The organism is Mycolicibacterium sp. SMGY-1XX, assembly GCF_059132455.1.
In genome coordinates this window covers 3,320,190-3,343,533 of the sequence record NZ_CP101139.1, presented here as the reverse complement: position 1 = coordinate 3,343,533, position 23,344 = coordinate 3,320,190, and the positions used below count along the sequence as shown (strand labels likewise).

The following is a 23,344-nucleotide window of genomic DNA, read 5'->3' as shown; positions in this document are numbered from 1 at the left end:
TTAGGCGGTTCTCGATTCCGTTATGGCTAGTTCTCGTTCGATGGCTTCGGTGAGGCGCTCGCGGACGGCGGGCACGGCGATCTTCGCGATGATCTCGTTGAAGAAGCCACGCACCACCAGCCGGCGGGCCTGGTTTTCGGGGATGCCCCGGGCGCGCAGGTAGAACAGCTGCTCATCGTCGAAACGTCCGGTGGCACTGGCGTGTCCGGCGCCGACGATCTCACCGGTCTCGATCTCGAGGTTGGGCACCGAGTCGGCGCGGGCGCCGTCGGTGAGCACCAGGTTGCGGTTCGCCTCGTAGGTGTCGGTGCCGGTGGCCTCGGCGCGGATCAGCACATCGCCGATCCACACGGTGTGGGCATCGGGCTTCTTGGAATCCGGATCCCCTTGCAGCGCACCCTTGTACAGCACATCGGACTTGCAGTTCGGGAAGGCGTGATCGACCAACAGCCGCGACTCGAAGAACTGGCCGTCGTCGGCGAAGTACGTCCCCAGCAGCTTCGCGTCGCCGCCCGGGGCGGTGAAGCGGACAGTGGCCGATGTACGTACCACGTCACCGCCGAGGGTGACGTTGACGTGCCCCAGTACCGCGTCCTTGCCCAGCGTGGCGTGGTGCGCGCTGACGTGCACGGTGTCGTCGGCCCAGTCGGCGATCCAGATGACGCCCACCCCGGCGGAGTCACCGACGATGATCTCGACATTGTCGGCCAGGATTCCGCTGCCGCGCAGGTCCACCACCACGATGGCCCGCGACAGTTCCTCGACGCGGATCTGCAGATGACCGTAGGCCACCACGTCCGCGCCGGGCCCGTCGATGACGATCTCGATGGGCTCCTCGACCTCGGTGTCGCGTGCCACGGTGACCACCGTCGCTGACTCGAATGACGAGAATGCTTGTGCGGCAACGCGATCGGTAGGGGTACCGCCCTGGCCCAGACGTGGGTCGTCGCGCCCGACGGTCTCCACCGTCACGCCCGGATTCTCCGACACGGTGACGGTCGCACGACCGGAGGCTCCGCCGTGCGATCCTGCCGTGCCGTCGTGCAGGCCGCGCAGCCGCTTCAGCGGCGTGAACCGCCACAGCTCGTCACGGCCGCCGGGCACCTCGAAGGCGTTGACGTCGAACGAGGCGAACAACTCCCCCTTGTTCTTGACGATTCCCTCGACAGAGTTCGTGAGGTTTTGGGTCATTTAACCGACAGCACCTTCCATCTGCAGCTCGATGAGGCGGTTGAGCTCCAGCGCGTACTCCATCGGCAGTTCCTTGGCGATGGGCTCGACGAAGCCGCGCACCACCATGGCCATGGCCTCGTCCTCGGTCAGGCCGCGGCTCATCAGATAGAACATCTGGTCCTCGCTGACCTTGGAGACAGTGGCCTCGTGGCCCATCGTCACGTCGTCCTCGCGGATGTCGACGTAGGGGTAGGTGTCGGAGCGGCTGATCGTGTCCACCAACAGCGCATCACATTTCACGCTGGACCTGGAACCGTGGGCACCCTTGTTCACCTGCACCAGCCCGCGGTAGGAGGCGCGGCCACCGCCGCGAGCCACCGACTTGGAGATGATGTTGGACGACGTGTTGGGCGCCAGGTGCAGCATCTTGGCGCCGGTGTCCTGGTGCTGCCCCTCACCGGCGAAGGCCACCGAGAGCACCTCACCCTTGGCGTGCTCACCGGTCATCCACACGGCCGGGTACTTCATGGTGACCTTGGAGCCGATGTTGCCGTCGATCCACTCCATGGTGGCCCCGGCCTCGGCGCGGGCCCGCTTGGTCACCAGGTTGTAGACGTTGTTCGACCAGTTCTGGATGGTGGTGTACCGAACGCGCGCGCCGGGCTTGACGACGATCTCGACGACGGCCGAGTGCAGCGAGTCCGACTTGTAGATCGGCGCGGTACAACCCTCGACGTAGTGCACGTAGGAGTCCTCGTCGGCGATGATCAGCGTCCGCTCGAACTGGCCCATGTTCTCGGTGTTGATCCGGAAGTAGGCCTGCAGCGGGATGTCGACGTGCACACCCTTCGGCACGTAGATGAACGAACCGCCCGACCACACCGCGGTGTTGAGGGCGGAGAACTTGTTGTCGCCGGCCGGGATCACGGTGCCGAAGTACTGCTTGAACAGCTCCGGGTGTTCCTTGAGGGCGGTGTCGGTGTCCAGGAAGATGACACCCTGCTTCTCCAGATCCTCGCGGATGGAGTGGTAGACCACCTCGGACTCGTACTGCGCGGCGACGCCCGAGACCAGGCGCTGCTTCTCCGCTTCCGGGATGCCGAGCTTGTCGTACGTGTTCTTGATGTCCGCGGGCAGGTCATCCCAGGTGGCCGCCTGCTTCTCGCTGGAGCGCACGAAGTACTTGATGTTGTCGAAGTCGATGCCGTCGAGCTGAGATCCCCAGTTGGGCATCGGCTTCTTGTCGAAGGTGCGCAGCGCCTTCAGGCGGACGTCGAGCATCCACTCGGGCTCGCTCTTCTTCGACGAGATGTCACGGACCACCGCTTCGGACAGCCCACGCTGGGCGCTGGCGCCTGCGACATCGGAGTCGGCCCAGCCGTAGCCGTACTTACCCAGCGAGGCGATGGTCTCCTCTTGGGTCAGTGGCGTCTCCGGTGTGAGTGTCATCGCGACACACTCCTTAGCTCTTTCGTTGGGCTTCGGCGCGGGCTGTGTGCCGAAGGTTGGTGCAGTGCGTGGTGGGGCGCTGGTCAGGTGCCCAGCGGAACGTGCGTGGTGCAGGCGCAGTCGCCGTTGACGATGGTCGCCAGTCGTTGCACATGAGTACCCAGTACCTCGGCCATGGCTTTCGCCTCTGCGTCACACAGTTCCGGGAATTCTTCGGCGACGTGCGATACGGGACAGTGGTGCTGGCAGATCTGTACACCGCGGGCGGCGCCACCGACCCGGGTGGTGGTGGTGACGTATCCAGCCTTGGTGAGCGCGCCGGCAATCCCTTCGGCGGCAGCTTCGACCTGCTGCTCGTCGTCCCCGGCCTTGGCGACCCCGGCGAGAATGCTGTCGATGCGCCGGCGGGCGAAGGTCTGCACGGCTTCGTCACCGCCGATCTCGCGCAGCTGCCGCATGGCGGCTGAGGCCAGGTCGTCGTAGGCGTGCTCCAGTTTGGCGCGGCCGGCAGGCGTGAGCCGGTAGCGTTTGGCGGGTCGGCCCCGGCCTTCCTGCTGCCAGGCGGCAGCGGCATTGGCTTCGGCGTCACCCGCGTCGATCAGTGCGTCGAGGTGACGACGCACCCCGGCCGCGGACAGACCGAGCCGGTCGCCGATCGCACTGGCGGTGATGGAACCCGACTCCAACAGCAGGCGGATGATCGCCTTCCTGGTGTGCCCGTCCTGAGTGGCCGGCATGGCGTCATGCGCACGCGGAACCTCAGAATGGATTTTCACAACACCAGTGTGACGCAATTACACAGGCCGGTCTAGCAAGGTAACCCTTAGCTCGTGGTCTGAATAGTCACACCCCAGTTCGGGAATAGGAGCTCCTTCACCTGCTCGTGCCTCGCAGCCTCGGACTCCGGCCCCACCCTCCGGCCGGAGCTCCTTCACCTGCTCGTGCCTCGCAGCCTCGGACTCCGGCCCCGATAGTCTGCTGTGGTGGCCGACCGTCGACGTTCGTGGAGTTCGTCGATCGCGCGTTGGCATGGCGACGAACGCCCCGTCGGCTCGCCGCTGAACGACGCCGAACTCGTCGCCATGCGCCGCACACGGCTCTTCGGGGCCACCGGCACCGTCCTGATGGCCATCGGTGCGCTCGGTGCGGGTGCGCGCCCCGTGGTGCAGGACCCGACGTTCGGGGTGCGGCTGCTCAACCTCCCGTCGCGCATCCAGACCGTCTCGCTGACCATGACCACCACCGGCGCGGTCATGATGGCGCTGGCGTGGCTGATGCTGGGCCGCTACGCCCTGGGCCGCCGGCGGATGTCGCGCAGCCAGCTCGACCGCACCCTGATGCTGTGGATGGTGCCGCTGCTGGTGGCACCACCGATGTACAGCAAGGACGTCTATTCGTATCTGGCGCAGAGCCAGATCGCCCGGATCGGCCAGGACCCCTACAGCGTCGGGCCCGCGCCGGGACTCGGGCTCGACCACGTGTTCACGCTGTCGGTGCCCAGTCTCTGGCGCGAGACACCCGCCCCCTATGGCCCCCTGTTCCTGTGGATCGGCGAAGGCATCTCGGCCCTGACCGGCGAGAACATCGTCTGGGCGGTGCTGTGTCACCGGCTGGTGGTGCTGCTCGGCGTGGGGTTGATCGTCTGGGCCACTCCGCGGCTGGCGCGGCGCTGCGGCGTCGCCGAGGTCTCGGCATTGTGGCTGGGGCCCACCAACCCGCTGCTGTTCATGCATCTGGTCGCCGGAATTCACAACGAGGCCCTGATGCTGGGGCTGATGCTGGCCGGCACCGAATTCGCGCTGCGGGGTATCGAAGGCACCCACCGGCTCATCCCCCAGCCGCTGCATTGGCCGCACGGCCGCGCCCAGTGGAGTGCGTGGGCCCCCCTGGGCATGCTCGTCGCCGGCACCGTGCTGATCGCCATGTCGTCCCAGGTGAAGCTGCCCTCGCTGCTGGCCCTTGGTTTCGTCGCGATGGCATTGGCCTGCAGGTGGGGCGGCACCATCAAGGCGTTCCTGATGGCCAGCTGCAGTCTGGGCGCAGTGTCCCTGGCGGTGATGGCGATCATCGGTTGGGCCAGTGGTTTGGGGTTCGGCTGGTTGTTCACCCTCGGCACCGCCAACGTGGTGCGCAGCTGGATGTCCCCGCCGACACTGGTGGCCCTGGGCACCGGCCAGGTCGGCATACTGCTCGGCCTCGGTGACCACACCACCGCCGTCCTCGGCCTGACCCGTGGCATCGGTGTGCTCATCATCACGGTGGTGGTCAGCTGGCTGCTGCTGTCGGTGCTCCGGGGCCGGCTGCATCCGGTCGGCGGTCTCGGTGTCGCGCTGGGCGCCACCGTGCTGCTGTTCCCCGTCGTGCAGCCCTGGTACCTGCTGTGGGCCATCATCCCGCTGGCGGCGTGGGCCACCCGCCCCGGCTTCCGGACCGCGGCCATCATCGCCACCCTGACCGTCGGCATCTTCGGCCCCACCGCCAACGGCGACCGGTTCGCCCTGTTCCAGATCGTCGATGCCACCCTGGCCAGCACGGTGATCGTGCTGATCCTGATCGGAATCACCTACCGGCGCCTGCCGTGGCGGGCCCTGCCGCCGCCGGTCACCGAAACCGACCCACCCGAGCCCGCCGACCCACGACCGACAGCGCCCAGCGGCACCACACCTCCACCGGCAGCACCCCGCGTCACGCCGGACGCCTACGCTGACTCTCCGTGAGCTCGACTGCACCCGTACCCCTGCGACTTCACGGGGTCACCAAACGCTACGGCGCGGTCACGGCCGTCTCCGGCCTGGACCTGGAGGTGCAGCCCGCCGAGGTGCTGGCCCTGTTGGGCCCCAACGGCGCGGGCAAGACCACCACCGTCGAGATGTGTGAGGGGTTCCTGCGGCCCGATGCCGGCAGCATCGAGGTACTCGGACTCGACCCGTTCACCGACAACGCACGGTTGCGGGCCCGCATCGGGGTGATGCTCCAGGGCGGCGGCGGGTACCCGGCCGCGCGCGCCGGCGAGATGCTGCATCTGGTGGCCGCCTACGCCGCCAACCCACTCGATCCGCAGTGGTTGCTCGACACCCTGGGCCTCACCGAGGCCGCACGCACCACTTACCGCCGGCTTTCCGGCGGACAGCAGCAGCGCCTGGCCCTGGCGTGCGCGTTGGTCGGGCGTCCCGAGCTGGTGTTCCTCGACGAACCGACAGCCGGGATGGACGCCCACGCCCGGCTGGTGGTCTGGGAGCTGATCGACGGCTTGCGCCGCGACGGCGTCACCGTCGTCCTGACCACCCACCAACTCAAAGAAGCCGAAGAGCTCGCCGACCGGCTGGTCATCATCGATCGCGGGGTGGCGGTCGCCGAAGGCACCCCGGCCGAACTGATGCGCTCCGGCGCCGAGGACCAACTGCGTTTCACCGCGCCCCGCAAGCTCGACCTGGCCTTGCTGATCAGCGCCCTGCCCGAGAACTACCGGGCCGCTGAGATCGCCCCCGGTGAGTACCTGGTGGAGGGGCACATCGACCCGCAGGTACTGGCCACCGTGACGGCCTGGTGCGCGCGGCTGGATGTGCTGGCCACAGACATGCGGGTGGAGCAGCGCAGCCTCGAAGATGTGTTCCTGGATCTGACCGGACGGGAGTTGCGGTGAGCAAGGTCTTGTTTCCCGAGGGGACATTCACCCCGGACGCGCGGCCCAACACCGTACAGAAGATGCTGGCCGCACAGTTCGGCCTCGAACTGAAGTTGTTGCTGCGCAATGGCGAACAGTTGCTGTTGACGATGTTCATCCCGATCACCTTGCTGGTGGGGCTGACGCTGTTGCCGCTGGGATCGTTCGGCGAGAACCGGGCGGCGACGTTTGTTCCCGCCATCATGGCGTTGGCCGTGATCTCCACCGCCTTCACCGGCCAGGCCATCGCCGTGGCGTTCGACCGGCGCTACGGAGCGCTGAAACGCCTGGGCGCCACCGCATTACCGGTGTGGGGCATCATCGTCGGCAAGTCGCTGGCGGTGGTGGCCGTCGTGTTCCTGCAGGCCATCATTCTCGGGGCGATCGGCCTGGCACTGGGCTGGCGGCCCAGCCCGGTCGGCCTGCTCGTCGGGGCGGTGATCATCGCCCTGGGCACCGCCGGGTTCGCCGCGCTGGGTCTGCTGTTGGGCGGCACCTTGAAAGCCGAGATCGTGCTGGCGCTGGCCAACCTGCTGTGGTTCGTCTTCGCCGGACTCGGTGCGCTGACGCTGGAGTCGGAGGCGGTTCCGAGCGCGGTTCACTGGGTGGCCCGCCTCACGCCGTCCGGCGCACTCACCGAGGCGCTGACGCAGGCCATGACGATGTCGGTGGACTGGTTCGGTATCGCGGTCCTGGCGGTATGGGGTGCGCTGGCCGCGGTGTGCGCGTTGCGGTGGTTCCGCTTCACGTGAGCGGCCGCTGCTAGATGAGCACCGTGCTCGGTGTCGACGGCTACAAATCGGGGTGGGTCGCCGTCGAGTTGCATGACGGGCGCTTTGTGGCCGCGCACATCCATCCGACGCTGGCCGGGGTACTGGCCCCGGTCCCCGGCGCCGACGCCGTGGGCGTGGACATGCCCCTGGGCCTGATGGCCGGCGAGGTGCGCGCCTCCGACCGGCTGGCGCAGCGTCTGCTTGCGGGCCGGTCCTCCAGCATCTTCGTGATGCCGCCGCGACCGGTTTTCGACGCACCGGATCACGCGACGGGAACCGCCCTGGCTGTCGCGCTGACGGGCAGAGGTATCAGCATCCAGGCGTGGGGACTGAAGGCCAAACTGTTGGAAGCCGAAGCCCTGCACGAGCTTTCGTTGCCGCTGTTCGAAGTACACCCCGAGCTGTCGTTTCGCCAGATGGGGCTGTTGCCCACCGACGGCAAGAAGAAGAGCTGGCGCGGCCAGCGAGCGCGGTTACGGATGCTGGCCACCCATGGCATCGATCTCCCCGAAGATCTGGGCCCCGTGGATGCGGTGCCCGCCGATGACGTGCTCGACGCTGCCGCGGCGGCCTGGAGCGCCCACCGCATCGCGGCCGGTACCGCGTTCTGTCTGCCGGATCCCCCACAGGTCAACGAGACGGGGCAGCATCTGGCGATCTGGTGCTGAGCGTGGGCAACAGGAATTCCAGCTGGCCGACCTCCTCGATGTTGTGTTTTACCCAGGCGCGGACCATCTCGTCGGGGAACTTGCGGGCGAGCACGTAGTTCACGGGCGTGAGCAGCGGCGATCGCGCGCCGATGTCCAACACAGTGACGTAGTGCGCCCCCGCGGCGAGTCCGCTCCGACATTGCCGTCGACATCATCCGGGAACTGGCTCAGAGCGTGCTGTGGCACCGGCGGCTGGTCACCGGTGACCCGATCGACGACGAGCTGGCGGTCCGACTCGTCGAGCAGATCCTGGTCCCGCTCGTTTCAGCTGGCCCAAACCCCTACTACAGCCGGTAGTTAGCCCTCACCTACTCTGTGAGCGTGTGGTTTCAGCGGCTGGTCGACCGGCTTCCCGCAGCAAGTCTGCGTACCCAGCGGATCATCGGTGCGCTGGTCATCCTGACCCAGGGCGGTATCGCCGTCACCGGCGCCATCGTCCGCGTCACCGCCTCGGGCCTCGGCTGCCCCACCTGGCCGCAGTGTTTCCCGGGCAGCTTCACCCCGATGCCGCACCCGGAAGTCGCCGGCATCCATCAGGCCGTCGAGTTCGGCAATCGCTTGCTGACGTTTGCGGTGGTGTTCACCGCCGCGGCGGCCGTCATCGCCGTGACCCGGGCCCACCGCCGCCGGGAGGTCAAGCTCTACGCCTGGCTCATGCCTGCTTCGACCGTGGTGCAGGCGATCATCGGCGGCATCACCGTCCTCACCGGCCTGCTGTGGTGGACCGTGGCGATCCACCTGCTGGCATCGATGCTGATGGTGTGGCTGTCGGTACTGCTCTTCGTCAAGATCGGCGAGCCCGACGACGGCATCCCCCGGCGCACCGCGCCCAGGCAACTGCGGCTGCTGACGGCGCTGTCCGGTGTCACCCTGGCCGCGGTGCTGGTCAGCGGCACACTGGTCACCGGGGCCGGACCCCACGCCGGCGACAAGAGCATCGAACGGCCCGTCGCCCGCCTGCAGATCGAGATCACCACGCTGGTGCACGCGCACTCGTCGCTGCTGGTCGCCTATCTGGCGCTCGTCGTCGGCCTGGGTTTCGGGCTGTGGGCCGTCAACGCGCCCAGGGCCGTCATGCTCCGGCTCTACGTGCTGGTCGGCCTCATCGTCACCCAGGGCCTCGTCGGGGCCATCCAGTTCTTCACCGGTGTACCCGCGGCCCTGGTGGCCGTGCACGTGGCGGGCGCCGGTGCATGTACCGCGGCGACAGCCGCGCTATGGGCGGCTCTGCGACAGCGGACCGAGACCGAAGCGCTCCAACGCTGATTCGACCTGGAGCGCGAACTGTCGCTGCGCCAGCTCACGCTCGGTAGGGCCCAGCTGCCGCCAACCCAGTGACGGCTCCACCAACTCCAACTCCAGCAGCAGCGGATCGTGGTGCCCGCCCAGCAGATCGACGCGGGCGTAGAGGAAATCCTTCGGTGTGCAGCCCAGGTGCGCAGCCGCGGCCGCCAGGGCGGCATGGCCCACCTCCCACAGCGCGACATCCGGCTCGGCCGGTTTCAGCGACTCCTCCGCGTAGGTGCCGGATTCGTCGAATACCGGCGTGTTCCCCGGCGGCGGCAGCATCGGGCCCTTGGTGAACGCGTGCGACTGCCGCCCGCCCAGAAAGACCAGTGCGGTCTCACCGTCCTCGACGCGCGGATCGTACGGCTGCACCATCGCGGTGGCGCCACTTTCCTGCAAGGTGGCGGCATGGTCGCGGGCCGCGCAGTGATCGGTGAACCGTTGTGCGCCGCGGGAACCGGCACCCACCGCGGGTTTGACCACCACCTCCCCGGCCGGCAGGTGCACGATCTCCCCCGGGGCGAAGAACTCGGTCTCGACCACCGGGACACCGGCGACAGCCAGATCCTCGAGATAGGTCTTCTCGGTGTTCCACCGCACGACGTCCGGGGCATTCAACAGGTGCGGCACCTGCGTCGTCCACGCCAGGAACTCGTCGAATCGTTCGGTGTAGTCCCAGGTGGCCCGCATGATCACCAGGTCGCTGTCCAGTGCCTGGGGGTCGTCCCAGGACAACCAGCGGGCGTGCAGGCCGCGAGCCCGCAGCGCCTCGACCAGACCGTCGTCGTCGCCGTCGCCGGTGATCAGCGCGGGGCACCCGGCCAGCACGATCCTGGGATGGAAGACATCAGGGCGTGCCAGCTTCATACGGACTTCACGCTCAAGGATGATAGTCACCATGCACGCGATCGAAGTTCCCGAAACCGGTGGTCCCGAAGTCCTGAGTTACGTCGAACGGCCGACGCCCACACCGGGCCCCGGCCAGGTGCTGATCAAGGCCGAAGCCATCGGCGTCAACTTCATCGACACCTATTTCCGGTCCGGTCTGTATCCGCGGGAGACGCCGTTCATCTCGGGGAGTGAGGTCTGCGGCACGGTCGAAGCCGTCGGCGACGACGTGGTGGCACTCAACGTGGGTGACCGGGTGGTCACCGACAAGGCGCTGGGCGCCTACGCCCAGTACACCGTGGCGCCGGCGGATTTCGTCGCCTACGTGCCCGACGGAGTGGCCCCCGACGCGGTGGCGTCCGCTCTGTTGAAGGGTATGACGGCGCATTACCTGCTCAAGTCGGTGTACGCGGTGCAGCCGCAGGACACCATCCTGGTGCACGCCGGGGCCGGCGGTGTGGGTCTCATCCTGACGCAGTGGGCCACCAGCTTCGGCACCCGCGTCATCACCACCGCCTCGACCCCGGAGAAGGCCGAGCTGTCGCGGCAGGCCGGGGCCATCGAAGTGCTCGATTACCCGGATGACCCGGCCGAGTTCGGCGCCAAGGTGCGTGAATTGACCGACGGCGCGGGTGTGGCGGCGGTGTACGACGGTGTGGGCAAGACGACGTTCGAGGCCAGCCTGGCCAGCCTGGCGATCCGCGGCACACTGGCATTGTTCGGCGCGGCCAGCGGACCCGTCCCGCCGGTGGACCCGCAGCGGCTCAACACCGCGGGCTCGGTGTTCCTGACCCGGCCCAATCTCGGGCACTACACCCGCACCGCGGACGAGTTCGCCTGGCGGGCCGGTGAGCTGCTCGATGCCATCAAGTCCGGGGCGATCACCATCAACGTCAGCGCGCACTATCCGCTGGAGAACGCCGAGCAAGCCCATCGCGATCTGCAGGGCCGCAAAACCGTCGGCTCCATCGTCCTGGTGCCCTAGCTCCTGCGATTTGGGCGCGCTCACAACCGCTCAGCGGTTGTGAGCGCGCCCAAATCCCTCTAGAAGACGGTCGGCAGCGCGATCGCCGAGTCGATGGCCAGCGCGCAGAACACCACGGCCAGGTAGTTGTTCGACTGCAGGAACAACCGCAGGGGTTTGACGGGCTCACCGCGGCGCACGCCGGCATACAGCTGGTGGGCCATCACCAGGAACCACACCCCGGCCAGCACAGCCACGCCGGTGTACAGCCAGCCGGTGGCAGGCACCAGCGCCAGCGTGGCCAGCACGGTCAGCCAGGTGTAGATCAGGATCTGCAGCGTCACGTGCTTCTCGGTGGCCACCGACGGCAACATCGGCACCCCGGCGGCGGCGTAGTCGTCCTTGTAGCGCATCGCCAGCGCCCAGGTGTGCGGCGGCGTCCAGAAGAAGATGACGGCGAACATCACCAGGGCGGGCCACTGGATGGTCCCGGTGACCGCCGACCAGCCGATCATCACCGGCATGCAGCCGGCGGCCCCACCCCACACCACGTTCTGCGAGGTGCGGCGCTTGAGCAGCAGGGTGTAGACGAAGACGTAGAAGGCGATGGTCACCACCGCGAGCACGCCCGAGAGCAGGTTGGAAGTCCCCCACAGCCAGAAGAAGGAGCCGACCGAGAGCACCAGCCCGAACACCAGCGCATGCCGGGTGGGCACCGTCGCCCTGGCCAGCGGGCGCCGGGCTGTGCGTTTCATCACCTTGTCGATGTCGGCGTCGGCGACGCAGTTCAGCGTGTTGGCGCCTGCCGCGGCGAGCATGCCGCCCACCAGCGTGTTCAGAATCAGCAGCGGGTCCACGGTGCCGCGGTCGGCCAGCAGCATCGCGGGAATGGCCGTGACGAGCAACAGCTCGATGACGCGCGGCTTGGTCAACGCGACATAGGCCAGCAACGTGTTGCGAATCCGCTTCGGTGCGCCACCGCTTTTCGGGTTGCCCGAGCTGAGGTGGCGCTCGCGAATGCTCACGCAGTCAACTCCTCATCCTCGGCCGTGGTCCTGACGCGAGAATCACGGCCACCTCGCAGCATCTACTACAGACGATGGTAGACCGCCGACACAGCGATGGATTACCGCAGGGTCGATTCCGCGTTACCCACCGTAACGGGAGAACGAACACTCTCCGAATGCAGCCTGCGATGAGCGAACCGGGAGCACTAGGGTTGGATAGTGCGGCCTGCCAACCAGACACGCCACCAAGGAGTGAGCTTGTGACCACCGTCGAAGAAATCGCGACGCTGACCGAACCCCACCACCCCGACGACTGGACCGACGTCGATTCGTTGGCAGTCGACACCGTGCGTGTGCTGGCCGCCGACGCGGTGCAGAAGGTCGGCAACGGGCACCCCGGAACCGCGATGAGCCTGGCCCCGCTGGCCTACACGCTGTTCCAGCGCCAGATGCGCCACGACCCCAGCGACGTGCACTGGCTGGGCCGCGACCGGTTCATCCTGTCCTGCGGGCATTCCAGCCTGACGCTGTACCTGCAGCTCTACATCGGCGGCTTCGGCCTCGAACTCCCCGACATCGAGTCGCTGCGCACGTTCAAGTCCAAGACCCCGGGCCATCCCGAGTTCCGCCACACCAAGGGCGTGGAGATCACCACCGGCCCGCTGGGCCAGGGCCTGGCCTCGGCGGTGGGCATGGCGATGGCGGCCCGGTACGAGCGTGGTCTTTTCGACCCCGACGCCCCGGCCGGTGAGAGCCCGTTCGACCACTTCATCTACGTCATCGCCTCCGACGGTGACATCGAAGAAGGCGTGACCAGCGAGGCGTCCTCGCTGGCGGGCGTCCAGCAACTGGGCAACCTGATCGTCTTCTACGACAAGAACCACATCTCCATCGAGCACGACACCGACATCGCGCTGAGCGAGGACGTCGCCGCCCGTTACCGCGCCTACGGCTGGCACGTCCAGGAAGTCGACGGCGGTGAGAACGTCGTCGGTATCGAAGCCGCCATCGCCGAGGCCAAGAAGGTGACCGACAAGCCGTCGTTCATCGCGGTGCGCACCATCATCGGCTATCCCGCACCCACCAAGATGAACACCGGCGGCGTGCACGGTTCCGCACTCGGGGACGACGAGGTGGCCGCCACCAAGAAGATCCTCGGCTTCGACCCCGACAAGACCTTCGAGGTCCGCCCCGAGGTCATCGAACACACCCGCAAGCTCGTCGAGCGCGGTAAGGAAGCCCACGAGAAGTGGCAGACCGACTTCGACGCGTGGGCCGAGCGCGAGCCGGAGCGCAAGAAGCTGCTGGACCGGCTCACCGCCGAGGAACTGCCCGAGGGCTGGGACGCCGACATCACCTACTGGGAGCCGGGCTCCAAGGCCGTGGCCACCCGCGCCGCGTTCGGTCAGGTGCTCAACGACGTCGCTCCCAAGCTTCCCGAGCTGTGGGGCGGCTCCGCCGACCTGGCCGGCTCCAACAACACCACCATCAAGGGGGTGAAGTCGTTCGGCCCGCCGTCGATCTCGACCGAGGACTTCTCCGCCGATTGGTACGGCCGGGTGCTGCACTTCGGCATCCGTGAGCACGCCATGGGCTCCATCCTGTCGGGCATCGTGCTGCACGGCCCCACCCGCGCGTTCGGTGGCACGTTCCTGCAGTTCTCCGACTACATGCGGCCCGCGGTGCGCCTGGCCTCGCTGATGGACATCGACACCATCTACATCTGGACGCACGACTCGATCGGCCTGGGCGAGGACGGCCCCACCCACCAGCCCATCGAACATCTGGCCGCCCTGCGCGCCATCCCGAACCTGTCGGTGGTGCGCCCCGGTGACCCGAACGAGACCGCCTACGCCTGGCACAGCATCATCGCGCGCGGCAACGGCAGCGGCCCGGTTGGTTTCATCCTGACCCGCCAGGGCATCCCGGTGCTGGAGGGCACCAGCGCCGAAGGCGTTGCCAAGGGCGGTTATGTGCTCGGCGGTGGCGACGCCACCGACGCCGACGTCATCCTCATCGGCACCGGCTCAGAGCTGCAGCTGGCCGTGGAGGCCAAGAAGCTGTTGGCCGAGAAGGACATCGAGGCCGCCGTGGTGTCGATGCCCTGTGTGGAGTGGTTCGAAAGCCAGCCCAAGGAGTATCGCGACTCGGTGCTCCCGCCGAACGTCTCGGCACGTGTCGCGGTCGAAGCCGCGGTGGCGCAGAGCTGGTACAAGCTGGTCGGCGACACCGGCGAGATCGTCTCGATCGAGCACTACGGCGAGTCGGCCGACGACAAGACACTGTTCCGCGAGTTCGGGTTCACCCCGGAAGCCGTCGCCGCCGCAGCGGAACGCACGATCAACAACTAACGACTGAAGGCAGAACCATGACTCAGAACCAGAACCTGGCGGCGCTGTCCGCCGCCGGTGTGTCCGTATGGCTCGACGACCTGTCCCGGGAGCGACTGCAGACCGGCAATCTGCAGGAGCTGATCGACACCAAGAGCGTCGTCGGCGTCACCACCAACCCGTCGATCTTCCAGGCCGCGCTGTCCAAGGGCGACGCCTACGACGCCCAGGTCAAGGAGCTGGCCGACCGCGGCGCCGATGTGGATGCCACCATCCGCACCGTCACCACCGACGACGTGCGCAATGCCTGCGACGTGCTGGCCAAGCAGTACGAGCAGTCCGGCGGCGTCGACGGCCGGGTGTCCATCGAGGTGGACCCCCGCCTGGCCCATGACACCGACAAGACGATCCTGCAGGCCATCGAACTGTGGAAGATCGTCGACCGGCCCAACGTGCTGATCAAGATCCCCGCCACCGAGGCCGGTATCCCGGCGATCACCGCGGTACTTGCCGAGGGCATCTCCGTCAACGTCACCCTGATCTTCTCCGTCGAGCGGCACCGTGCCGTCATGGACGCCTACCTCGCCGGCCTGGAGAAGGCCAAGGAAGCCGGCCACGATCTGTCGAAGATCCATTCGGTCGCGTCGTTCTTCGTCTCCCGCGTCGACACCGAGATCGACAAGCGCCTCGAAGCCATCGGAACCGAGGAGGCGTTGGCCCTGCGCGGTCAGGCCGGTGTCGCCAACGCCCGTCTGGCCTACGCCGCCTACGAAGAGGTGTTCGTCGGCGGTTCCCGCTTCGAAGCGCTCAAGGCCGACGGCGCCCGGGTGCAGCGTCCGCTCTGGGCGTCCACCGGCGTGAAGAACCCGGACTACTCCGACACCCTGTACGTCACCGAGCTGGTGGCCCCCAACACCGTCAACACCATGCCCGAGAAGACCCTCGACGCGGTGGCCGACCACGGGGTCGTCACCGGTGACACCGTCACCGGCACCGCGGCGGCGGCGCAGGAAGTCTTCGACAAGGTTGCGGCCATCGGCATCGACCTCACCGACGTCTTCCTGGTTCTCGAGAACGAGGGCGTCGACAAGTTCGAGAAGTCGTGGCAGGAGTTGATCGAGGCCACCCAGGGCCAGCTCGACGAGAAGAAATGACCGAGACCGGCAGCGTTTCTACTGACTGGGTGAACCCGCTGCGGGACAAGCGCGACAAGCGCATGCCCCGCATCGCGGGGCCCTGCAGCGTGGTGATCTTCGGGGTCACCGGTGACCTGGCCCGCAAGAAGTTGATGCCGGCGATCTACGACCTGGCCAACCGGGGCCTGCTGCCGCCGACGTTCGCGTTGGTGGGCTTCGCCCGGCGGGACTGGGCCGACGAGGATTTCGCCCAAGTCGTCTACGACGCGGTGAAAAAGCACGCCCGCACCCCCTTCCGTCAGGAGGTGTGGGATCGGCTGGCCGAGGGATTCCGGTTCGTCCAGGGCACTTTCGACGATGACGCGTCGTTCGAGCGACTTGCCGAAACGCTGAGCAAGCTCGACGTGGAGCGCGGTACTCGCGGCAACCACGCCTTCTACCTGTCGATCCCGCCGGATGCGTTCCCGGTGGTGTGTGAGCAGTTGTCGAAGACCGGGCTGGCCAAGAAGTCGAACGACGGCTGGAGCCGCGTCGTCATCGAAAAACCCTTCGGTCACGACCTGGCCAGCGCTGAGGCGCTCAACGCCACCGTCAACAGCGTGTTTCCCGAGTCGTCGGTGTTCCGCATCGATCACTACCTCGGCAAGGAGACGGTGCAGAACATCCTGGCGTTGCGGTTCGCCAACGAGATGTTCGAGCCGATCTGGAACGCCCACTACGTCGACCACGTGCAGATCACCATGGCCGAGGACATCGGATTGGGTGGGCGCGCAGGATATTACGACGGAATCGGCGCCGCCCGCGACGTCATCCAGAACCACCTGCTGCAGTTGCTGGCGCTCACCGCGATGGAGGAGCCGGTCAGCTTCCAGCCCGATGAGTTGCAGGCCGAGAAGATCAAGGTCCTGTCCGCCACCCGGCTGGCCGAACCGCTGGATCAGACCACCTCGCGCGGCCAGTACGCCGCCGGCTGGCAGGGCGGCCAGAAGGTGGTGGGACTGCTCGACGAGGAGGGCTTCTCCAAGACCTCGACCACCGAGACGTTCGCCGCCATCACCCTGGACATCGACACCCGCCGCTGGGCTGGGGTGCCGTTCTACCTGCGCACCGGAAAGCGGTTGGGGCGCAGGGTCACCGAGATCGCGTTGGTGTTCAAGCGGGCGCCGCACCTTCCGTTCGACGCCACCATGACCGAGGAGCTCGGCAAGAACGCGTTGGTCATCCGGGTGCAGCCCGACGAGGGCATCACGTTGCGGTTCGGTTCCAAGGTTCCGGGTAACAACATGGAAGTCCGTGACGTGAACATGGACTTCTCCTATGGTGCCGCGTTCGCCGAGGAATCCCCCGAGGCCTATGAACGGTTGATCCTGGACGTGCTGCTCGGTGAGCCGTCGCTGTTCCCGGTCAACGAAGAAGTCGAATTGGCCTGGAAGATCCTGGATCCCGCGTTGCAGAACTGGGAGTCCCACGGGGCGCCCGAGCCATACGAGTCGGGTACCTGGGGCCCGGATTCGGCGGACGAGATGATGCGGCGCAGCGGCCGAGAATGGAGACGGCCCTAGATGATCGTCGATCTGCCTGACACCAGCACCGACCTGATCAACAAGAAGATCATCGGCCTCCGCGAAGAGGGCGGCGCGGTCACCATGGGCCGCGTGCTGACCCTGGTCATCGCGCCCGATACCGAGGCGGTGCTCGAGGATTCCATCGAGGCGGCCAACGCCGCCAGCCACGAACATCCGTGCCGCATCATCGTCGTCATTCCGGGTGACCGGCTGTCGACCGAGGCCCGGTTGGACGCCCAGATCCGGGTCGGCGGTGACGCCGGTGCCGGTGAGGTGGTGGTGCTGCGACTGTCCGGCCCGCTGGCCAACCACGCCAGCAGCGTCGTGCTGCCCTTCCTGCTGCCCGACACCCCGGTGGTCGCGTGGTGGCCCGATATCGCTCCCCCGGTGCCGGCCCAGGATCCGTTGGGCAAGTTGGCGATCCGGCGTATCACCGATGCCACCAACGGCACCGACCCGCTCGAGGCCATCAAGTCCCGGGCCCAGGGTTACACCGCCGGTGACACCGATCTGGCGTGGAGCCGGATCACCTACTGGCGGGCGCTGCTCACCGCGGCCATCGACCAGTCGCCGTTTGAACCCATCGAGTCCGCGGTGGTCTCGGGTCTGCAGAACGAACCCGCGCTCGATGTCCTGGCCGGTTGGCTGGCCAGCCGTATCGACGGGCCGGTGCGCCGGGAGGTGGGTGAATTGAAGGTCGAGCTGGTTCGCGCCACCGAGACCATCACGCTGAGCCGTCCACAGGAGGGTCGCACCGCGACGCTGACCCGGACGGCTCGGCCCGACGCGCTGGTACCGCTGGCCCGCCGCGAGACCCGGGAGTGCCTGGCCGAAGACCTGCGCCGGCTGGACTCCGACGAGATCTACTTCGAAGCGCTGCAGGGGATCGACAAGGTGCAATACGCATGAGCAAGACAGTCGTCGAAACCTACAACGACGCCGACGAATTGGTGGCGGCCGCCGGTAACCGGCTGATCGCCGCGATCACGGCCGCCGTCAACGAGCGCGGGCAGGCTTCCATCGCCCTGACCGGTGGAGGGACCGGTATCGGACTCCTGAAGCAGGTCCGCGCCAAAGCCGATGGCATCGACTGGTCGGCGGTACACATCTTCTGGGGCGACGAGCGTTACGTGCCGGAGTCGGACGACGAGCGCAACGACAAGCAGGCCCGCGAGGCGCTGCTGGACCACATCGACATCCCGGACCGCAATGTGCACGCGATGCCCGCCTCCGACGGCGAATTCGGTCCGGACATCGACGCGGCCGCGCTGGCCTACGAGCAGGTGTTGGCCGCCAACGCCCCCGAGGGCGAGCCCACCCCGGTTTTTGACGTGCACCTGCTCGGCATGGGCCCGGAAGGGCACGTCAACTCGCTGTTCCCGCACACCGTCGCCGCCGCGGAGAAGTCCCGGTTCGTGGTCGGGGTCGAGGACTGCCCCAAGCCACCGCCGCGGCGCATCACGCTGACCTTCCCGGCGGTGGTGCGGTCGCGCGAGGTGTGGTTGGTGGTCTCCGGTGGCGGTAAGGCCGACGCCGTGGCCGCGGCCGTCGGCGGGGCCGATCCCCTGGAATGGCCGGCCGCCGGTGCCGTCGGCACCGAGAAGACGGTGTGGCTGCTCGACTCCGACGCGGCCGCCACCATCGCCGACTGAGTGTGGCGGCCGTCATAATGGCGGCATGGCAGACAAAGACGTCACGGCATCGGGGAAACCAAGGCCGGCTCAGCAGCGCCTGCGGACGCTCGCGCAGGCAGCGCTGAATGCCGACGTCACGGTCGGTCAGGTGGACACCCTGCTCGCGGGTCTCACCGAGACGCTCGAGGACCTCAACAACTCCACCGACAATCTCGACGCCACCATGGAACGCTTCAACGCCACCATCAGCCGCATCGACGAACTCGCCCCCCGGCTGTTGTCGATGGTCGACCGGCTGGAGGCCATCGTGGACCGGGTGGAGCGGATCGTCGGTGTCGGCGAGGCGGTGGTCTCGCCCATCTCGGCGACGGAGAATGCGGTGCGTGGTGTGGTCAACGCCGTGCGCAGCCGTGCGGGCTTGTAGCGACCGATGAACTTCTGCTACCGAAAAGGCGTAGCAGCCCACCGTTGATCTGCACCGCCGGCCGACGGATGCTGTGCCTTGTCGAAAGGCGGTATCCCATGGCCGAATTCACCTACACCACCACCCGGCTCGGAAAGTTGTACCAGGGTGATCCGCTTCCGGTGGTGGTGGAGGCCACCACCTACTACCCCGCGGGCGCAGTGACATTCGGGGTGGAGGGCCGGGCGCTGTACGAGGACGGCGGTGACGCACCGTGGGCCGGCGGCCCCACCCTCCATGTGTTCGACACCGCCTCCGGTCTGGAACACCTGCGGTTCGACGCCTTCCCCGGCGAAGAGCACTACCACTACCTGACTCCGGGTGTGCAGAACCACTGGGTCGGTTTCGACACCGTGGCCGATGGACCGTTTGTGGACTGGATCCTCGAGCGGGTCAGGAACAAACTTCCCGAGCTGCTGAGGTTCGCCGGTGCCACCGCGCTCGCCGACGAGGTCGACCGCGACGTCATCGCCGCCGTTCTCGACGACGTGGAGGCGCATCTGCGCAGCCGTGATCTCCAGCTCGCCGAGGTGGGCGCAAGGGACAAGCCGACAGCGAGGGCGAACACGCTAACGTAAGGGCCGATGAGTTTCTCGTATGCCGCCGTTGTGGAGACGATTCAGCTCAACACACGGCTGGTCCGGATCACTCTCGAGGTAGAAGATCCTGACGTGCTGGACGTGAAACCGGCCGCCGATTCCGCGGTGGGTGTGTACTTCCCCGGTTCCGACGAAGGCCGCAACTATTCGGTGCGGTTTCAGGACGGCGCCCGGATCGACCTCGACATCTTTCTTCACGAGCCCGGTTTGCACTCCGCAGGTCCCGGCACCACCTGGGCATCGGGCACCAGACCGGGTGACCGGGTGGGCCTTGATCATGCCCGTTCGTGGTATCGCCCACCGGCCGACACCGACTGGCAGCTGCTGATCACCGACCTGTCCGGGCTGCCGGCCACCGCGCGCATCATCGAGGCACTGCCCGCCGATGTACCCGCCGTCGCGATAGTCGAAGTGGCCGACGACGACGACCTGACCTACTTGCCGGCCCGGCCGAACGTCACCGTCATCGCCACCGTCGGCACCGGAAACGGCCATGCACCAAGCCTTCTGGCCGAACTGACCCGCGATGTCGAGCTGCCTGCGGGCCGCGGTTACTGCTGGTTCGCCGGGGAGGCCGCGCAGTCCCGGGCGGTCCGCAAGTACGTCCGCGGTCTGGGCTGGGCCATCGACCAGTTCGACATCACCGGTTACTGGCGGTTGGACTCCGAGACCTGGGATCAGAAGTTCGCCGCAGTTCAGGACGACGTGCTGGCGGTCTACGAGAAGGCCCTGGCCGACGGCAAAGGCGACAAGGTGGCCTCCGAGGAATTCGACGAGGCGCTCGAGCGGGTTGGTTTGTAGCGCTTGTGATCGCGCAGGCACCGGCACGCACGCCGCCCCCGTCGGCGGCGCGCTACCTGACCGGCAAAGCCAGAATGGCCGGGTTCCTTACTGCGGTGGCCGTACTGGGCGGGATGTGTGTGGTCAGTCTGGCGATCGGCACCGAGAACGTCGCACTGTCCACCGTGTGGCAGGCCGTCACGGATTACCGCGACGTCGGCGACCAGTGGATCGTGCACGATCTGCGCATCCCCCGCACCGTGCTCGCGCTGCTGGTCGGGCTGGCCCTCGGACTGGCGGGCACCCTGATCCAAGCGGTCGGCCGGAACCCGCTCGCCGATACCGAGATCCTCGGAATCAACTCCGGTGCAGCCCTTTTTGTGGTCGGTGCCATCGCCTTCCTCGGGGTGCGCGGCGTGATGGGCTACATCTGGTTCGCCTTCGCCGGGGCCCTGTTCGCCATGGTCCTGGTGTACCTCGTCGGGATGACGGGCCGGTCCACGGTGACGCCGGTGCGCGTGCTGCTTGCCGGGGTGGCGATCGCCGCGGTGCTCGACGGTATCGGATTCGCGGTGCGGCTGCGCCATCCGCGGGCGTTCGACAACATGCGCTTTTGGGACGCCGGTGCGCTGGACGGCCGTGCTCTCGACGTGTCGGCGGCCATCGCGCCATTCATCGTCGCCGGGGTGATCCTGTGTGTGGTGGTGGGGCGTTCACTCAATGTCACCGCACTCGGTGAGGACCTGGCCAAGAGCATGGGCGGCAACGTGGTTCGCACGCAGGTGCTCAGTCTGGTCGCGGTCACCCTGCTGGCGGGTGCGGCCACCGCGGGCGCGGGGCCCATCGGTTTCGTCGGGCTGATGGTGCCGCACGCCGTGCGCCGGTTCACCGGACCGGATTGGCGCTGGATCCTGGCCTACGCCGTGGTGGTGGCACCGGCGCTGCTGTTGGCCGCCGACATCGTGGGACGTGTGGTCATCCGTCCGGCCGAGCTGCCCGCAGGCATCGTGACGGCGTTCATCGGTGCACCGGTGCTGATCTGGCTGGTGCGCAAGCGTGGGGCGGATCGCACATGACCGCCCTCGATTTCGGCAAGCGCCAGTTCGTGATTCGCCTCGCAGGCACGTCGGCGCGGATGTCCTGGCGAGCGGTGCTCGTCGTGTCGGCGCTGGCGGCCGGCGCGCTGGTGATCGCCGTGCTGGCCATCGGGATCGGCAAGTACGCCATCGAACCGGCTGATGTGCTGGGCGTGCTGGCAGGTACCAACACCTCGTTCGACCGGGTGGTGGTGTTGGAGTGGCGGATGCCGCGGATGTTGATGGCACTGTTGATCGGGGCCGCGCTCGGGGTGTCCGGCGCGATCTTCCAAGCGCTGACCCGTAATCCGTTGGGCAGCCCCGACATTATCGGCATCAACTTCGGCGCCTACACCGGCGCGCTGGTGGTCATCGCGACCGTCGGCGTGGGTTACTTCGCGGTGGCAGCCGGCGCACTGGTCGGTGCGCTGGCCACGGCCGTGCTGGTGTACGCGCTGTCGTATCGCAACGGCCTGGCCGGTTATCGGCTGATCGTGGTCGGCATCGGTGTCAGCGCCGTGCTGAACTCGGTCAACCAGTGGATCGTCATCAAACTCGATTTCCACACTGCGGTCACCGCGTCGGTGTGGCAACAGGGCACGCTCAGCGGGCTGAGTTGGACGCAGGTGGTGCCGATGGCGATCTGCCTGGCCGTCATCACCGTGATCCTGGTCGCGCTGGGTCCTCAGCTTCCGGTTCTACAGCTCGGCGACGACGCCGCCGGCGCCCTCGGCGTGCGCACCGAACCAACCCGGCTGGCTTACCTGGGTGTGGGCGTCGCACTGGTCGCACTGGCCTGTGCGGCAGCCGGTCCCATCACGTTCATCGCGTTGGCGGCCCCGCAGATCGCCCGTCGGCTCACCGCGACACCCGGCGTGGGTCTGGCGCCCTCGGCCGCGATGGGGGCGGTGCTGCTGCTGATCGGCGACGTCATCGCCCAGCATCTGTTGCCCGGCAATGAACTTCCGGTCGGCGCCGTCACGGTGTCACTCGGCGGTGCGTACCTGATCTACCTCCTCATCACCCAGGCAAGGAAACGATGAGCAATTCCCGGCTGCGCACCGAGCAGCTCACCATCGGCTACGACGGCAAGACGGTGATCACCGACCTGACGGTCGACATCCCGGACGGCCGGGTCACCGCGATCGTCGGGCCCAACGCGTGCGGCAAGTCAACGCTGCTGCGCGGTCTGGCGCGGTTACTGAAACCGTCTTCCGGGCAGGTGATCCTGGACGGCGCCGATATCAACGGCCTGCACACCAAGGAGGTGGCCCGGCGGCTCGGCCTGCTCCCCCAGACGTCCATCGCACCCGAAGGCATCACCGTGGCCGATCTGGTGTCCCGCGGCCGTTTTCCGCATCAGAAGGTGTTGCGCCAGTGGGCCCGTGAGGACGCCGACGCGGTGGCCGAGGCCATGCGCGCCACCGCCGTCGAGGAGTTGTCGGGGCGCCTGGTCGATGAACTGTCCGGCGGCCAGCGCCAGCGGGTGTGGGTGGCGATGGTGCTGGCCCAGGAGACGCCATTGGTGCTGCTCGACGAGCCCACCACCTACCTCGACATCGCCCACCAGGTCGAGCTGCTGGATCTGTTCGCCAAGCTCAACCGCGAACAGGACCGCACCGTGGTGGCGGTGTTGCACGACCTCAACCACGCCTGCCGCTACGCCGACCACATCATCGCCATGAAGGCGGGAACTATTGTGGCCCAAGGCGATCCGACGGACGTCATCACCGAGGACCTGGTGGGCGAGGTCTACGGCCTGGCCTGCCAGATCATCGACGACCCGCAGACGGGGACGCCGCTGGTGGTTCCCAGGGCGTCACCTCATCTGCGGGTGCGGCGGTGA

General features: G+C 67.4%; 22 protein-coding genes. 17 read left to right on the top strand and 5 right to left on the bottom strand.

Going from position 1 to position 23,344, the window contains the following annotated elements; all coding sequences use genetic code 11:
• The 3 genes from sufD to NL241_RS16435 all read right to left on the bottom strand — a co-directional run bounded on the left by sufD (window position 1) and on the right by NL241_RS16435 (window position 3,359).
• Window positions 1-1,191, bottom strand: a complete 1,191-nt coding sequence (gene sufD, locus NL241_RS16445; RefSeq protein WP_494398103.1) for a Fe-S cluster assembly protein SufD — start codon at window positions 1,189-1,191, stop codon at window positions 1-3.
• Entirely contained in the window at window positions 1,192-2,622 is a 1,431-nt protein-coding gene (gene sufB, locus NL241_RS16440; RefSeq protein WP_487693653.1) for a Fe-S cluster assembly protein SufB, read from the bottom strand. It abuts the gene before it with no gap.
• Window positions 2,623-2,705: 83 nt separating this feature from the next.
• A complete protein-coding gene (locus tag NL241_RS16435) occupies window positions 2,706-3,359 on the bottom strand; it encodes a helix-turn-helix transcriptional regulator (RefSeq protein WP_494398323.1) in 654 nt (217 codons plus the stop codon).
• A 246-nt stretch (window positions 3,360-3,605) separates the two neighbouring features.
• Here NL241_RS16435 and mptB point away from each other — a divergent pair, with 246 nt between their 5' ends.
• The 5 genes from mptB (at window position 3,606) to NL241_RS16410 (ending at window position 9,035) form a co-directional block, all read left to right on the top strand.
• Window positions 3,606-5,339: a polyprenol phosphomannose-dependent alpha 1,6 mannosyltransferase MptB gene (gene mptB / locus NL241_RS16430; protein WP_494398102.1), complete on the top strand. Its 1,734-nt coding sequence runs from the start codon at window positions 3,606-3,608 to the stop codon at window positions 5,337-5,339.
• Window positions 5,336-6,265: an ABC transporter ATP-binding protein gene (locus NL241_RS16425; RefSeq protein ID WP_494398101.1), complete on the top strand. Its 930-nt coding sequence runs from the start codon at window positions 5,336-5,338 to the stop codon at window positions 6,263-6,265. The genes mptB and NL241_RS16425 overlap by 4 nt, the downstream gene beginning before the upstream one ends.
• Window positions 6,262-7,038: an ABC transporter permease gene (locus NL241_RS16420; RefSeq protein WP_487693650.1), complete on the top strand. Its 777-nt coding sequence runs from the start codon at window positions 6,262-6,264 to the stop codon at window positions 7,036-7,038. The genes NL241_RS16425 and NL241_RS16420 overlap by 4 nt, the downstream gene beginning before the upstream one ends.
• A 14-nt stretch (window positions 7,039-7,052) precedes the next feature.
• Entirely contained in the window at window positions 7,053-7,727 is a 675-nt protein-coding gene (locus NL241_RS16415) for a DUF429 domain-containing protein (protein WP_494398100.1), read from the top strand.
• A 363-nt stretch (window positions 7,728-8,090) separates the two neighbouring features.
• Window positions 8,091-9,035, top strand: coding sequence for a COX15/CtaA family protein (locus NL241_RS16410; protein ID WP_494398099.1), 945 nt, complete (start codon window positions 8,091-8,093; stop codon window positions 9,033-9,035).
• Here NL241_RS16410 and NL241_RS16405 read toward each other — a convergent pair.
• Window positions 8,985-9,923 carry an ATP-grasp domain-containing protein gene (locus tag NL241_RS16405; protein WP_494398098.1) on the bottom strand — a complete coding sequence of 313 codons (939 nt, stop codon included), beginning with the start codon at window positions 9,921-9,923 and terminating at the stop codon, window positions 8,985-8,987. The two genes, NL241_RS16410 and NL241_RS16405, sit on opposite strands and share 51 nt — an antisense overlap.
• Window positions 9,924-9,954: 31 nt before the next feature.
• Between NL241_RS16405 and NL241_RS16400 the strand changes: the two genes are divergently transcribed.
• Complete coding sequence (locus NL241_RS16400; protein ID WP_487693643.1) at window positions 9,955-10,929, top strand: quinone oxidoreductase family protein; 975 nt, start codon at window positions 9,955-9,957, stop codon at window positions 10,927-10,929.
• A 59-nt stretch (window positions 10,930-10,988) separates the two neighbouring features.
• Here NL241_RS16400 and NL241_RS16395 read toward each other — a convergent pair whose 3' ends face one another.
• Entirely contained in the window at window positions 10,989-11,933 is a 945-nt protein-coding gene (locus tag NL241_RS16395; protein ID WP_487693641.1) for a heme o synthase, read from the bottom strand.
• Window positions 11,934-12,175: 242 nt separating this feature from the next.
• On the opposite strand from NL241_RS16395, the gene tkt reads away from it, so the two are divergent.
• From tkt to NL241_RS16340, 11 genes are all read left to right on the top strand, one after another.
• Window positions 12,176-14,266, top strand: a complete 2,091-nt coding sequence (gene tkt, locus NL241_RS16390) for a transketolase (RefSeq protein ID WP_487693640.1) — start codon at window positions 12,176-12,178, stop codon at window positions 14,264-14,266.
• Window positions 14,267-14,283: 17 nt separating this feature from the next.
• Window positions 14,284-15,399 (top strand): transaldolase, encoded by a 1,116-nt coding sequence (gene tal, locus NL241_RS16385; RefSeq protein WP_487693639.1) that lies wholly within the window; start codon window positions 14,284-14,286, stop codon window positions 15,397-15,399.
• Complete coding sequence (zwf, locus tag NL241_RS16380) at window positions 15,396-16,943, top strand: glucose-6-phosphate dehydrogenase (protein ID WP_494398097.1); 1,548 nt, start codon at window positions 15,396-15,398, stop codon at window positions 16,941-16,943. Before tal ends, zwf begins: the two co-directional genes overlap by 4 nt.
• A complete protein-coding gene (opcA, locus tag NL241_RS16375; RefSeq protein ID WP_494398096.1) occupies window positions 16,944-17,855 on the top strand; it encodes a glucose-6-phosphate dehydrogenase assembly protein OpcA in 912 nt (303 codons plus the stop codon). It begins immediately after the preceding gene.
• Window positions 17,852-18,598 (top strand): 6-phosphogluconolactonase, encoded by a 747-nt coding sequence (pgl, locus tag NL241_RS16370; protein ID WP_494398095.1) that lies wholly within the window; start codon window positions 17,852-17,854, stop codon window positions 18,596-18,598. The genes opcA and pgl overlap by 4 nt, the downstream gene beginning before the upstream one ends.
• Before the next feature lie 25 nt (window positions 18,599-18,623).
• Window positions 18,624-19,004: a DUF3450 domain-containing protein gene (locus NL241_RS16365; RefSeq protein WP_487693633.1), complete on the top strand. Its 381-nt coding sequence runs from the start codon at window positions 18,624-18,626 to the stop codon at window positions 19,002-19,004.
• A gap of 98 nt (window positions 19,005-19,102) precedes the next feature.
• Entirely contained in the window at window positions 19,103-19,621 is a 519-nt protein-coding gene (locus NL241_RS16360) for a DUF7700 domain-containing protein (RefSeq protein WP_494398094.1), read from the top strand.
• 6 nt (window positions 19,622-19,627) lie between these two features.
• On the top strand, window positions 19,628-20,443 hold the full coding sequence (locus tag NL241_RS16355) for a siderophore-interacting protein (RefSeq protein ID WP_494398093.1): 816 nt from the start codon (window positions 19,628-19,630) through the stop codon (window positions 20,441-20,443).
• A 5-nt stretch (window positions 20,444-20,448) separates the two neighbouring features.
• Window positions 20,449-21,498, top strand: coding sequence for an iron chelate uptake ABC transporter family permease subunit (locus NL241_RS16350; RefSeq protein WP_494398092.1), 1,050 nt, complete (start codon window positions 20,449-20,451; stop codon window positions 21,496-21,498).
• Entirely contained in the window at window positions 21,495-22,541 is a 1,047-nt protein-coding gene (locus NL241_RS16345) for a FecCD family ABC transporter permease (RefSeq protein ID WP_494398091.1), read from the top strand. The genes NL241_RS16350 and NL241_RS16345 overlap by 4 nt, the downstream gene beginning before the upstream one ends.
• Window positions 22,538-23,344 (top strand): ABC transporter ATP-binding protein, encoded by an 807-nt coding sequence (locus NL241_RS16340; RefSeq protein ID WP_494398090.1) that lies wholly within the window; start codon window positions 22,538-22,540, stop codon window positions 23,342-23,344. Before NL241_RS16345 ends, NL241_RS16340 begins: the two co-directional genes overlap by 4 nt.